Genomic DNA, 13159 nt, shown 5'->3' with positions numbered 1-13159 from the left:
TATGTAATCAAAAAATTTTATTTTTATATTCTAATTTTGCTATAAACAGCTACAGTCGCTGCACTATAAAATAAATACTCTGCTATTAGGATAAATTTTGCGTCGTCTCAAAAGAGCAGCACGCAAAGAAAACTTGTACCAGTAGCACGGTCTAATCTGTGTATTTAGAATCAGTTATTAGTACCCTAATATTTTTGTTTACGCTGGGTTGAAGAGCCAATATTCATAGCTTCTCGGTACTTGGCGACAGTTCGTCTAGCGATCTCGATACCCTGCTCTGCTAGCTGCGTTTGTATACGGCTATCGGACAAGGGTTTTTTGGCGTCTTCATCCGTGATGAGCTGCTTGATCATCGCACTGATAGCGGTTGAGGACACATCACCTTCGCTACTACTCACGTGCGATGAGAAAAAGTGCTTGAGTGAAAACAGCCCCTGCGGCGTTAAAATACTCTTGCTAGTGGTCAAACGCGAAACCGTAGATTCGTGCAGTTCAACTTCTTCTGCGATGTCCTTTAAGATGAGCGGCTGCATAGCAGTTGCTCCTTGACGCAAAAACCCTTGCTGGCGGCGCACAATACTGGTCGCCACTTTTAAGAGGTTCTGATTGCGCTCCTCGATACTGCGAATAAATAACCTAGCGTCGGTTAGATTTTCTTTCAAATACTGATTATCAGGACTGTCATCACCGCGCTTAACTAAGCTTGCGTACTCTTGATTGACGCGCAGTTTGGGCAGGGTTTCAGGATTGAGGCGAACGTGCCAGCCTTCATCGGATAGCGATTGTTGATGACTTGATACCTCTTGGTCGGGTAATGTTTGATTTGACGAGTGGTCTTTTTGCCGTATTGGCGTCACCAAAACATCAGGAATATCATAGCTATCAGGAGCGCGGGTATAATCTGGCTGATCACTTTGAAAGGACAAGCCTGGTGAAGGGTTCAAGGTACGCAATAATTCAAGCGCTGGGGTGATACGCGCGGCTGGCAGTCCCGTCATCTCAGTCAAGGCTTTGATATTGTTACTGACCAGATGCTCACTGGCGCTCAGTAGTGCCTGCGCATCTTGTAGATACTGGGTGCTGGCCTCTAATTTGGACAACTGTATGGCTAGGCACTCACTTAGACTACACGCCCCAACGCCTAAGGGATCACAAGATTGAATAATGCGTAGAACCGCTTGTATCTCATCGTATTCAACGCGCTCCTCCCACTGATAGAAGCTGGCCATAGTTGCAAAGCTTTGGGCTAGCTCATCGATATCTAAGCGTACAAAACCCATATCGTCCATAGAATCAATCAAATACTGTGCAATTAGTGCATCGGTACTCGATAGACGTTTAAAGTTGAGCTGCCAGCGCACATAGTCTTGAATAGTCGCCTGCGTGCTGCCTTGATAACGCTCCATCTCATCGAAATCTATTGCGCTTGAGCCTGTACCGCTAGGCGCTGCCGACGCATAGTTACCCGTGTCATAGCTGTCGCTATCGAAACTGTCATTAGAGCTGTCATAGTTATCGTCAAAGCTATCGTCAAAGCTATCATTGTCATCACTAAAAGCATCGGCGTCTTTTGAGGTGTCCTTGTCTGATGCCTGATTCCAAGTTTCAAGCGACAAAGCTTCGCTCAACTCGTCGTCTATATCATCTAAGCGCTCAAACTCCTCTTCTTCATCTTCAATACGTTCAAGCAAAGGATTACTATCGAGCTTGATTTGCACCTCTTGCGCCAGCTCAAGACTTGAGAGCTGAAGCAGTTTGATCGCCTGCTGCATCTGCGGCGTCAGCTTTTGTGAGGTACCAAGACTGGTTGCAAGTCCGAACGACATACTCATGAAAGGGTTATTACACTCCAGTATAATTAGGCTATTGATGGTTGGGATAAATGTGGCTAATGCGGCATTAGCATTATGCATTGGCATTATGCGTTTATGACGATAGCATTTTTTATGATAATTTTGCTATGATAATTTATTCCCTTATCTAAAAACGCTTATTTATCTATAGCTTATAAGTGACTCTAAAATTTAAATATTATTGATAAAAACAACGATTTGATAAATCTTAACAACTACTGAGCTTATTATGAATCATGCTAACCAAGAATCCGTTACCGTCGCCGCCGTACAGCTAAATAGTCAACAGGACGTAGACGCCAACCTTACCGCTATAAAATCTGCTATTAGTGAGGCAAGCGAACAAGGTGCAAGCCTTGTCGTACTACCAGAGAACTGCTGTAGTATGGGCGCGCAACATGCCACCGCCGAGCGCTTTGACGAGATATCGACAACGCTAGCAAGTTATGCTCGCGCGCATAATATTTATCTGTTAGCAGGTACGCAGCCGTGTTTTTCTCGCCCTGATGGCGTGATCGTCCCTGATGGACGTCTGCGTCAAGTCAGTCAACTGTTTGCACCAGATGGCACTCAAATCGCACGCTATGACAAGATTCATCTGTTTACCGCTACCGTTGCTGATAAGCAAGGCAGCTATAACGAAGCGGCGACCTTTGAGCCGGGGACGCAGACGGTGGTTGCGCCGATTGAGATCAATAATAGCGTCTATCAGTTGGGTATGATGGTCTGTTTTGACTTACGTTTCCCTGCACTCGCGCAGCGTTTGCGTCAAGCGGGCGCGGACATATTAAGCGCGCCTTCTGCTTTTACTTATATGACAGGACAGGCGCACTGGTCACTACTATTGCAAGCGCGCGCACTTGATAGCCAATGTATGGTCATAGGCGCGGCGCAAGGCGGTGAGCACTTTGGCAAAAACGGCAATAGTCGTCAGACATGGGGGCATAGCGCTATCACAGACTACAACGGCAAAGTGATAAACAGCTACGATCACAGCGCGTTTGATAGCTCTGATCACGACAATACTAACAAAAAAGACTATACACTTGTATTTGCTGCCTTAAACAAACCTGCGCAAGAAGATGCAAGGCAAAAAATGCCTATCTTTCAATGTCACCGTTTGGCCTGATATTGCTATAACGCTGAGTATTAAAAAGCACTTTTACAAGCCTTACTCTATTTCGTTTTGTGGATGGCTTGCACGTGGATGGGCGCGATCATAGACTTGGGTCAGTTTGGCAAAATCAACATGAGTATAAATCTGCGTGGTACTAATATCACTGTGTCCCAGCATCTCTTGCACCGCCCGCAGATCACCGCTACCTGAGAGCATATGCGAGGCAAAACAGTGGCGTAGCAGATGCGGATACATGTTTTGGGCGATACCTGCGCGCAGAGCGGCAACCTTGAGACGCTGCTGTACCGCTCGAGTTGAGAGCCTAGTGCCCAGCTTTTCACTGATAAATAAAGCGCTATCGACTTGCTCTACCCACAGATTGCGATGCGGTAAGTAGCGCCTAATGGCATCGCTTGCTTTAGCCCCTATCGGCACAAGGCGGGTCTTATTACCTTTACCCGTCACGCGCACGCGCAAATCAGACAGATCGATATCCGTTATATCAAGGGCAACCAGCTCACCGACGCGCAGACCACTGCTATAGAGTAGCTCAAACATCGCCTTATCCCGCAGCCACAAACGCGCTTGTTCTGGCGTATCAGGAGCAGGTTGATCCAGCAGCTGGGTGAGCATATCGATATCAGCAATAGAGGGTAGCGGGCGCGGACTGCGTTTAAGCTGATAGCCTGTCGTTGGATTGATCCGAGCAAGGCCCTCCTCAATGAGCCAGCCATAAAAATGCCGAATCGCTGACAGCTCTTGCTGAACGCTGGCAAGGGCGAGCTTGTCTTCATCTAGGCGCTGGGAGATGTGCTGAGCCAACTGACGCTTATCGCAGCGCGTCCACGTCGAGCGCTTACCGCGCAAAAACAGCGCCAACTGATTAACCCCAGAAAAGTAAGCACTCAAAGTGTGCTCTGAGTGATTGCGTACCTTGAGCGTGCTTAACCAGCGATTGACGGGTATTAATAAATTATTTAACTCAGTATCTAACTCTAGCGTATTGGCTAAGTCTGTCGTTATCCAAGGCTGACTGTTGGCAGTAGACATTTTTATCACCCCTTATTTATCAAGCCTGAGCTATCAAAAATCAGCTATTAAACATTAGCTATCAGGATTAGGCGTAATACCTGCTTGTGCCATGAGACCATCTGGACTAAACACCCCTTCATAAACAAAAGCGGTCGGACCGGTCATCATCACAGAATAGCCCGGTTGCCATTTGATAATCATACTGCCGCCGTATAATTGCGCGCGCACATCTTCGCCTTCATCAAGCCAGCCCTCACGGATACCAATAGCCACCGCCGCGCAGGCACCCGTGCCGCACGCTTGCGTCTCGCCTACGCCGCGCTCGTAGACACGCAAACGGATGTGGCGCTGGTTCATCACCTGCATAAAGCCGACATTGACCCGCTCGGGAAAGGCAGGGTGCGACTCTAACGCCTTACCCAAAGTCTCGACATCGGCCTCGAGCACGTCATCTACCTTTATTACCGCATGTGGATTACCCATGCTCGCCACATAAAGCTGCACCGGCGTACCTTCGACATTTAGATGATAAGCATTTTGAATCTTGGTTGTCGCTTTGGGCGTAAAGGGAATCTCGTCAGGCTCAAATTTGGGCTTACCCATATCGACCTCGACCCAGCCGTAACGATCGGTCGTCAAAGCAATAATACCGCTTGCTGTCTCAACACGCAGACGCTGCTTAAAGGATAATTTTCGCGCTTGCACAAAACGGGCAAAACAGCGCGCGCCATTACCGCACTGCTCAACCTCTGTGCCATCGGTATTAAAAATGCGATAGCTAAAATCCACATCAGGGCGCATCGGCGGCTCAACGACTAAGAGTTGATCAAAGCCCACACCCAGATGCCTATCGCCTAATAATTCTACTAATTCTTTGGTCAAATCCAAGCGCTGCGTCACCAAATCGATGACCATAAAATCATTGCCCAGCCCATGCATCTTTGTAAACTCTATTAACATATCCTTGTGCCCCACTCTATTATTATATGTCGGTTATATTAGCACGCTACCTGATACAATGATAACTACCAGCATGTGCTAATAGCGACTTAAAGTAATAAAAGACTGACCATAAAAAACCCACTGTCATCATGACAATGGGTCTGTTTTTGACTTATTTGTGCAAATGCTAGTTTTAATAATTGTTTATGACTTATCCCGCTACTTGTTTAATCCTGCCAAAGCATCTCATCACGGTATAAGTCCTCAATCGTTTCGCGCTTACGGATCAGTTGATGCTGAGTGCCAGCTATCATAACCTCGCTTGCTCGCCCTCGCGAATTGTAATTACTACTCATAGTAAAACCGTAAGCGCCTGCGCCTGTGATCGCTAAAATATCACCTACGGCTAGTGTCAGCACGCGATCCTTTGCCAAAAAGTCGCCCGTCTCGCAGATAGCGCCGACAACATCCCAAGTCATAGCCTCATTACCAGCATCAGTGCCAGTATCATCACTTGGCAACGTCTCAGGAATCACCGCCATCTCAGCCTGATATAGTGCAGGACGGATCAGATCATTCATCGCCGCATCAACGATAGCAAAGTTCTTGTGCTCAGTTGGCTTTAGAACATCCACGCGGGTGATTAACACGCCAGCATTGGCAACCATGCTGCGACCCGGCTCAAAGAATACTTTTAATCCAAGCGCTTGCAGTTTAGGCAACAAAGCTTGCGCAAACTTATCAATGGTCACAGGCGACTCATCGATATAACGTACCCCAAGCCCGCCGCCCAAATCGATATGACGAAGATTGATACCCTTGTCACGCAGCGCGCCAATCAGCTCAATCAGTTTATCTAACGCAGCAACGAAAGGGGCTACCTCAGTCAATTGCGAGCCAATGTGACAATCGATACCGACGATATCAATATTGTCCATCATAGCCGCCTGCTCGTAGACGCCAACGGCCTTGTCATGAGCAATGCCAAATTTATTATCCTTGAGACCCGTTGAGATATAAGGATGTGTACCCGCGTCGACATCTGGGTTGACGCGTAGCGATATTGGCGCGCGCTTGCCCAACTGCTGAGCGACATCGTTAATGAGTGCAAGCTCGCTGATAGACTCAACATTAAAACAACCAATGCCCTGATTGAGTGCAAACTCGATGTCGTCATAAGTCTTACCTACACCTGAGAATACGATGCGATCTGCGTGACCACCTGCCGCAAGGACGCGCATAAGCTCGCCGCGCGAGACAATATCAAACCCTGCACCTGCTTGCGCTAGTACGCCCAATACCGCAAGGTTAGAATTGGCTTTTACCGCGTAACATATTTGATGATCAAGACTTGCAAAGCTGTCGCTATAGGCTTGATAGACGTCCAATATTGCCTGTTTTGAGTAGACATAGCACGGCGTACCGTAGTGCTCGGCGACATCACTTATGCTGACCTGCCCCATGTGCAGTGCTCGGTCTTGATATTGCAGCGCAGGCAAATGCTTGCTCAAAACGATGGGGTCTATATATAGACCTTGTTCAGTTTGGGTGCTAACAGAATTAGGGGTGCAGGCTTGCAAGGTCGTATTACTCATAGCTAAATCTCAAATGTAGGGCGTGTTTTTAATAGTGGCGCGTGTTTTTACCCGCGCGTGCTTTTAGTTAATAGTCGTTGGGATCATCACTGGCAGTGGGTAGTATTTGCTTTCGCTCAAGATAGCGGGTCTTATCATAATCGGTATCGTCTAAATTATCAAAAGCGGTATCCTGCGGCTGACTACCACTGGCTAGGACTGCAGAGGAGGTCTCGATGGCTGCTTGATCGCTTGTATCGACTAAATACAAAGCACCCTTTTGTCCGCAGCCAGCTAGCCCAAGCGCGGTAATGCTAGCCGTAATGACTAAAGCATTAACTAAAGCATTGGCGCGCCGCGTAGCTCTGCTCGGTAGATAGCGGTTGGTAGAGGATAAACGAGATAAAATAGACATAGGGGTTAACCTTGAGATAAGCCTGCAATAAAAAGTAAATTTTGCATCATTAGCAATGGCGCTAATCATAGCATTATTCAATATCAGTGTCCGATAATGTAAATGACTGTTTGATAAATTTACTTACAACTAATATTTCAATACTTCAATTTTGTGCATAGCTTGCTACGCTTTATATTGAGTGAACATCTGTATTAGATACTTGACCTCTATCACTCCTAAACCTTATAGTTGTCGTGGTATAGCGCCCAAAATATGTTACATTATTGATAATATCTGCTTTGTTTAAATAAGTAGCCCCTATGCTGCTTGCTAAGTGATAAGCGAATAACACCCCACTGCGGCTACTATTAAGCCGATTCACCCCCTACCGACAACCATCTAAGGATAGAGCATGAGCGATAGCACAACCACCCAAACCTCTAAGCAAGAATCTGATACCTCACAATTAACCAATCCTACTTTAGTCTTAAACTGCGGCTCATCGTCCATCAAATACGCCCTCATCAGTGAAGATGAGTCGACGCGTATCACAGGTCTTGCTGAAAACTTAGGACTTGATACTGCGCGTATCAAGCACACAGCTTTGAGCGGTGAAAAATTAGAGATTAGCATTCCAGGCGGTCGCCATAAGCTTGCGCTACAAAAAATCCTTGAGCTCCTTGAGCAATATCATTTCATCGCCGTCGGTCATCGCGGCGTCCATGGCGGGCGTGAATATTCAGAAGCCGTGCAAGTCACCGATCATGTATTATCTGAGGTCAAACGCCTCAAGTCATTGGCCCCGCTGCACAATCCTGCCAATGCGCTAGGGATTGAGGCGGTACAAGCCATTTATCCTGACATCCCGCAAGTGGTCGTCTTTGACACCGCCTTTCACCAAACTATGCCAGCGGTTGCTTATCGCTATCCCATTCCAAAAGCGCTTTACGAGGATCATAAGATTCGTCGTTATGGCTTTCATGGTACCTCACACGCTTATGTCTCAGAGCGCGCCAGCCAAATCACCGAAGCGGGAGGTACGCATGGCTGGTTGACCGCGCATTTGGGCAATGGTTGTTCAGCGGCTGCCGTTTATGACGGCAAAAGCTTAGATACTAGCATGGGTCTGACCCCGCTTGAGGGCCTGATGATGGGTACGCGTAGTGGTGACGTCGATCCAAGTTTGCATATTCATCTTAAACGCCAGCTCGATATGAGCTTGGAGGATATTGACAAGATGCTTAATAGTGACAGCGGTCTGCTGGGTATCTCAGGTCTGTCTAACGATATGCGTACAGTTGAAGAGGCCGCTAATGAAGGTCACAAAGATGCTAAGCTCGCCATTGAGATGTTCGCCTATCGCGCGGGCAAATACTTAGCCAGTCTTAGCTGCGCCTTGCCTGAATTTACAGGTATTATCTTTACTGGCGGTATCGGTGAGAACTCAGCATCGACTCGTGCCCGTATCTTGAATGTTATGCGTCACTTTGGTATCTCGTTTGATGCCGATAAAAACAAAACGCTGGCAGGCGGAGCCGAAGGTAGTTTCCATAGTAGCGATAGTAGTGTTGAGCTGTGGGTGATTCCAACGGATGAGGAGCGCCAGATCGCCAAAGAGACACGCCAAACGCTAGGTTTAGCGTAATCATTTATATATAAAGATAAAAAGAGCGTTTTGCCAATGGCTTTATTCATAGCTTTATAAAACGCTGTACACTATTTAATCAAAATAAATCGTAGGATACGCTATGCAAACTATTTTACTTGTTCCTATTAGCCGCGGTATCGGTGTGACCTCAGCGGCGCTAGGGCTGATCCGTGCCCTTGATTACAACGGTATCAAAGCGGGTTTTATGAAGCCGTTTTTGCAAGATGATACGTTAGATAAACAAAAGAGCTTAGATAGCTCAAGCGCACTTGCTATGCACGCCTTTGGTCTAAAAGCACCTAAATCTATCGGGCGTCAGCGCGCACTACGTATGATCGGTGACGGCAATATCGATGAGCTAATGGAAGAGGTTATCGGCAGCTTCCATAGTATCGGCGATGATCAAGATGTTGTCATTTGTGAAGGCCTAGTCTCAACGACAGAGGCCTCTTATGCCTCGCAAGTCAACCGCGCTATTGCTCATGCTTTGGATGCCAAAATTATCTTTGTCAGCGATGCTGATATCAACAATCCTGCGCACCTAGCGGACAAGCTCGACGTCCATGCGCGTGAGTTCGGCGGTATCGCAAGCGAGCGCACCCTTGGCTGTATTTTGATGCGTGTTGATGTGCCTAACACCTATGACAATCAACCTGTGGCCCCAGGCGAGGCGGTGTTTGAGCTTGATCAAAGCTACATTCAAGAAGTACAGCGCTTATCACCGCATTTTGATAGTGAGCAGTTTCGCCTGATCGGTGTTGTGCCTTTTAGCGATACATTGTCAGTGCCGCGTACTTGGGATATCGCCGCCGAATTAGATGCCACTTGGCTCAATGTTGGCGATGCCAAAACCCGCCGTATCAATAATATCAGCCTAACCGCGCGCTCTATTGCCCGCGTTGATGAAGTCTTTAATCGAGGCACACTGATCGTCGTTCCAGGCGACCGTGATGATTTGCTCCTTGCCGCAGGATTGGCCTGTATCAATGGCGTACCCTTAGCAGGTCTAGTGCTAACGGGCGGCGTGACACCGAACGCTACTGTCGCAGAGCTGTGGATATCAGCCCTAAAGACGGGCATTCCTGTGATGAGCGTCGAAACCGATAGCTTTGAGACCGTACAAAAACTCTTGCACATGAGTGCTGAGATCCCAAGTGATGATACCGAGCGCGCCACCGATGTTACGCGCTACGTCGCGGCTCACTTAGATTTGGCTTGGATCAAAGAGCAATTTAGCGGTGATCATAAGCCGCGTCTGTCTCCAGCGGCCTTTCGTCATCAAGTGGTCAAGCAGGCGCAGCAAGCCAAAAAACGTATTGTACTGCCAGAGGGCTCTGAGCCGCGCACCGTTGAGGCCGCTTGTATCTGTCAAAGCCGCGGTATCGCTGACTGCGTGCTCTTAGCGACGCGTAGTGATGTTGAATTAGTCGCCAAAAACCGCGATTTAATTCTGCCAGAAGGCCTAGAGATTCTCGATCCTGCCAGCCTCGATATGGATAAATACATCGCCGCTGTCGTTGAGCGCCGTAAAGGCAAAACCACGCCAGAGGTTGCCGCTGAGCAATTAGAAGATACGGTGTTTTTGGGTACGATCATGCTACAAATGGACGAAGTCGATGGCCTCGTCTCAGGCGCGATTCATACTACGGCTAATACTGTACGCCCAGCCTTTCAGCTGATTAAGACCGCGCCGCAATACTCGCTAGTATCGTCAGTATTCTTTATGCTGCTACCAGAGCAAGTGGTCGTCTATGGCGATTGCGCCATCAACCCTGACCCGAACGCAGAAGAGCTCGCTGAGATTGCTATTCAATCAGCGCAGTCGGCTGCCGCCTTTGGTATCGACCCCAAAGTGGCGATGATCAGCTACTCAACAGGCTCATCAGGCACAGGCGCTGACGTTGAAAAAGTCATTCGCGCCACCGAAATCGTCCGTGAGCGTGCGCCTGACTTAGCCGTTGATGGACCGCTACAGTATGACGCCGCCTCAGTCATGAGCGTCGGCAAACAAAAAGCGCCTGACTCAAAAGTCGCAGGTCAAGCCAACGTGTTTATCTTCCCGGATCTGAACACAGGTAACACCACGTATAAAGCGGTGCAACGTAGCGCCAACGTCATCAGTGTTGGGCCGATGCTCCAAGGCCTTAACAAGCCTGTGAATGATCTATCACGCGGCGCTCTGGTCGATGATATCGTCTACACTATCGCCTTGACTGCTATTCAGGCTTATAGCGATTTGATTTAAATTAGCTCAAACCGTCTTATTAAACTTAAACGCTCACTATAACGTTATGGTGAGCGTTTTTTGTTAAGTTCGCTCAGCAAAATGTGTACCCAATCGCTATAATAGCGCCATGACTCACTCACCTACTCTTACGCAAAACATTAACCCTTTGATTCGTGTCTATCTAGGCGGCTCGTTTGATCCGGTGCATCTGGGTCATATCCAGATGGCGATGGCAGTTTATGAGTGCTTAGCCCCTATTGCTAGCGAGCAAAATCGCACGCTACATTTGTCACTACTACCCAATGCGCGCTCACCGTTTAAAACCGATAGCACAGACCCTCAGCATCGCTTAGCTATGCTAAAGCTTGCACTGCAAGGCACGCCGCTATGCATCGATGAGCTGGAGCTATGGCAAGCGCCGCCCGTTTATACTATCGATAGCGTTCGCACTCTGCGTAGTCGCTACCCAAATGATAGCTTGATATTTGTTATGGGTATGGACAGCGCGCGTAGCTTGGATAAGTGGCAGGATGGATTAGCACTAATAAATTACGTCAATATTTGGGTGTTTAATCGTGTCGATAGCGTCTTAGACGCTCAGCTATCAACTCAGCAAGATAGCACGCAGCTGCTACCTACCGAGCTACAAGCGCAAACGAGCGACTCTATACAAGATCTGCTCACGCCCTTGAAAAACGATAGCCAAGGGCGCATTTATATAGATCTGCGCCCCATAGCGTCAGTATCGAGTACCCAAATACGCCAAGTACTATCTCAATCTTTGACTAAAGCTGTCAGGCCAATTACACGGCTAGCGCCAATAAATGATACTATTGACACTGTGAACCCTATATCATCTCCTCTGCTCACTAAATGGCTACATCCTGCGGTTTATCATTATATAATCACTCATAAGCTATATTCTAAGACTTAATTCCGTTAAAATTACCTTATCCCTATTTATTTAACCGTGTAGCTTTTGATAGACGCGGTGCACCCATACCCTTTATTTTAGATTTAAGAGACCACTATTTATGACTAATACTATGACCGACGAGCGTTTAAAACAATGCTTAGACCTCGTCAATACTTCATTAGAAGATATGAAAGCTAAAAACATTACCGTACTCAACGTCGAGGATTTAACCGACGTCATGGAACGTATGGTAATCGCTGATGGCACCTCAAAGCGTCATGTACGTGCGATGGCTGATAGTCTCGGCGCTGAATCCAAAAAAGCTGGCTTTATGCCGCTTGGCCGCGAAGGCGGAAATGACTCTGATTGGACACTAATCGATCTAGGCGCAGTCGTCGTCCATATGATGACGCCGCAAGCGCGCGAGTTCTATGACTTAGAAGGCCTATGGTCATCGTCTGAGAGCTTGGCTGAACTGGTCGCTGTACCGCGTGAAAAGAAAGCGGGTCGCCGTAGCTAACATAATCAAAGCTTTGATGACGACTAAAAGACTAGATAACTTATCTGGTCTTTTTTATGCGCGACTATAAATCCGTCAGCAAGTTACAAATGAGCTGAAAGCAGGCTATGATTGCGCTAAGATAGCGCTATTATTGGATCGCCAATTAGGACATGCCATGAGTACAGCAATGACTTCGCAAGCGAAAGCACCTCAAGAATTTAATCAGCCTCTGCCCTTACATATTGCCACTTTGACTTGCGTGCGCGCAGGCAAAGCCATGCCATTCGCGCGTGAGCAAATGAGCGCCATCGACAAAGTCCCGATCAAAGCTCCTGTCGCCGTCGACTTTATGGGTTTGACCACAGACGAGCAAGCCGATCGCCGTCATCACGGTGGCCCGCTAAAAGCGGTACACCAATTGCCGCCTGCGACTTATGAGCAGATTAATACAGAATTTAGCTTAAAAGTACGCGTTGGCACACTCGGTGAGAACCTGACGACTGAGGCGGTCAATGGCCTACCTGAGATGGATGAGAGCAACGTTTGCATCGGTGATATCTTTGAATATGGAGATGACAGCCATAGCGTCCAACTGCGTATCGTGCAGCCACGCCGTCCTTGTTATAAGATCAACGACCAAATCGGGCAGTTTAATAAAGTGCCCAATATCGCCGCTTGGGTGAGCAAACAAGGTATCGCTGGTTGGTATTTCGAAGTGGTACGCGCGGGCATGATTGACGCGGATCTGCCCGTTTATCTAGTAGAGCGTCCCTATCCGTTTGCAACGCTCTCGATGCTATGGCAATTGTCGAACTCAAAAGAGAAATATGCTGCTGAAGTCATTGAGCCTTGGTTAGCGATTGAGTGTTTAGAGGAGAGTTGGAAAGTCGTTTTGGCTAAGAAGATTCGGAAGGATTAATTAGTACTTCCGAACTTTACTTGTGCTAATAA

General features: G+C 47.7%; 11 protein-coding genes. 6 read left to right on the top strand and 5 right to left on the bottom strand.

The window, feature by feature from the left end; all coding sequences use genetic code 11:
- Positions 1-185: 185 nt before the first annotated feature.
- Positions 186-1832 carry an RNA polymerase factor sigma-54 gene (locus tag ACR64J_RS01290; RefSeq protein ID WP_435950134.1) on the bottom strand — a complete coding sequence of 549 codons (1647 nt, stop codon included), beginning with the start codon at positions 1830-1832 and terminating at the stop codon, positions 186-188.
- Positions 1833-2082: 250 nt separating this feature from the next.
- Between ACR64J_RS01290 and ACR64J_RS01285 the strand changes: the two genes are divergently transcribed.
- Positions 2083-2982, top strand: a complete 900-nt coding sequence (locus tag ACR64J_RS01285; protein ID WP_435950133.1) for a carbon-nitrogen hydrolase family protein — start codon at positions 2083-2085, stop codon at positions 2980-2982.
- A gap of 42 nt (positions 2983-3024) precedes the next feature.
- Here ACR64J_RS01285 and ACR64J_RS01280 read toward each other — a convergent pair whose 3' ends face one another.
- The 4 genes from ACR64J_RS01280 to lptM form a co-directional block, all read right to left on the bottom strand.
- The gene (locus ACR64J_RS01280; protein WP_435950132.1) at positions 3025-4020 is read right to left on the bottom strand and encodes a tyrosine recombinase XerC; all 996 of its coding nucleotides are present in this window, start codon (positions 4018-4020) and stop codon (positions 3025-3027) included.
- Positions 4021-4074: 54 nt separating this feature from the next.
- Positions 4075-4962 carry a diaminopimelate epimerase gene (dapF, locus tag ACR64J_RS01275; protein WP_435950131.1) on the bottom strand — a complete coding sequence of 296 codons (888 nt, stop codon included), beginning with the start codon at positions 4960-4962 and terminating at the stop codon, positions 4075-4077.
- Between the two features lie 209 nt (positions 4963-5171).
- Complete coding sequence (lysA, locus tag ACR64J_RS01270; RefSeq protein WP_435951000.1) at positions 5172-6407, bottom strand: diaminopimelate decarboxylase; 1236 nt, start codon at positions 6405-6407, stop codon at positions 5172-5174.
- A 199-nt stretch (positions 6408-6606) separates the two neighbouring features.
- On the bottom strand, positions 6607-6933 hold the full coding sequence (gene lptM, locus ACR64J_RS01265; RefSeq protein ID WP_317199541.1) for an LPS translocon maturation chaperone LptM: 327 nt from the start codon (positions 6931-6933) through the stop codon (positions 6607-6609).
- A 394-nt stretch (positions 6934-7327) separates the two neighbouring features.
- On the opposite strand from lptM, the gene ACR64J_RS01260 reads away from it, so the two are divergent.
- From ACR64J_RS01260 to ACR64J_RS01240, 5 genes are all read left to right on the top strand, one after another.
- A complete protein-coding gene (locus ACR64J_RS01260; protein WP_435950130.1) occupies positions 7328-8560 on the top strand; it encodes an acetate/propionate family kinase in 1233 nt (410 codons plus the stop codon).
- A gap of 103 nt (positions 8561-8663) precedes the next feature.
- Positions 8664-10808, top strand: a complete 2145-nt coding sequence (pta, locus tag ACR64J_RS01255; RefSeq protein ID WP_317199543.1) for a phosphate acetyltransferase — start codon at positions 8664-8666, stop codon at positions 10806-10808.
- A gap of 109 nt (positions 10809-10917) precedes the next feature.
- Positions 10918-11724, top strand: a complete 807-nt coding sequence (locus tag ACR64J_RS01250; RefSeq protein ID WP_435950129.1) for a nicotinate-nicotinamide nucleotide adenylyltransferase — start codon at positions 10918-10920, stop codon at positions 11722-11724.
- 100 nt (positions 11725-11824) lie between these two features.
- Positions 11825-12226 carry a ribosome silencing factor gene (gene rsfS, locus ACR64J_RS01245; protein WP_317199545.1) on the top strand — a complete coding sequence of 134 codons (402 nt, stop codon included), beginning with the start codon at positions 11825-11827 and terminating at the stop codon, positions 12224-12226.
- A gap of 157 nt (positions 12227-12383) precedes the next feature.
- Positions 12384-13127, top strand: a complete 744-nt coding sequence (locus tag ACR64J_RS01240) for an MOSC domain-containing protein (protein WP_435950128.1) — start codon at positions 12384-12386, stop codon at positions 13125-13127.
- Positions 13128-13159: the final 32 nt, after the last annotated feature.

This window comes from Psychrobacter sp. DM8 (assembly GCF_051307025.1).
In the GTDB taxonomy this organism is placed as follows: Bacteria; Pseudomonadota; Gammaproteobacteria; order Pseudomonadales; family Moraxellaceae; genus Psychrobacter.
This window is presented reverse-complemented; position numbering and strand designations above follow the sequence as displayed.

Excerpts from the sequence above, each read along its gene's own strand:
- lptM (WP_317199541.1), bottom strand. The coding sequence starts at position 6,933 with ATGTCTATTTTATCTCGTTTATCCTCTACCAACCGCTATCTACCGAGC.
- ACR64J_RS01250 (WP_435950129.1), top strand. The coding sequence starts at position 10,918 with ATGACTCACTCACCTACTCTTACGCAAAACATTAACCCTTTGATTCGT.
- ACR64J_RS01290 (WP_435950134.1), bottom strand. The coding sequence starts at position 1,832 with ATGAGTATGTCGTTCGGACTTGCAACCAGTCTTGGTACCTCACAAAAG.
- ACR64J_RS01285 (WP_435950133.1), top strand. The coding sequence starts at position 2,083 with ATGAATCATGCTAACCAAGAATCCGTTACCGTCGCCGCCGTACAGCTA.
- rsfS (WP_317199545.1), top strand. The coding sequence starts at position 11,825 with ATGACTAATACTATGACCGACGAGCGTTTAAAACAATGCTTAGACCTC.
- dapF (WP_435950131.1), bottom strand. The coding sequence starts at position 4,962 with ATGTTAATAGAGTTTACAAAGATGCATGGGCTGGGCAATGATTTTATG.
- pta (WP_317199543.1), top strand. The coding sequence starts at position 8,664 with ATGCAAACTATTTTACTTGTTCCTATTAGCCGCGGTATCGGTGTGACC.
- ACR64J_RS01280 (WP_435950132.1), bottom strand. The coding sequence starts at position 4,020 with ATGTCTACTGCCAACAGTCAGCCTTGGATAACGACAGACTTAGCCAAT.
- ACR64J_RS01240 (WP_435950128.1), top strand. The coding sequence starts at position 12,384 with ATGAGTACAGCAATGACTTCGCAAGCGAAAGCACCTCAAGAATTTAAT.
- lysA (WP_435951000.1), bottom strand. The coding sequence starts at position 6,407 with ATGGGGCAGGTCAGCATAAGTGATGTCGCCGAGCACTACGGTACGCCG.
- ACR64J_RS01260 (WP_435950130.1), top strand. The coding sequence starts at position 7,328 with ATGAGCGATAGCACAACCACCCAAACCTCTAAGCAAGAATCTGATACC.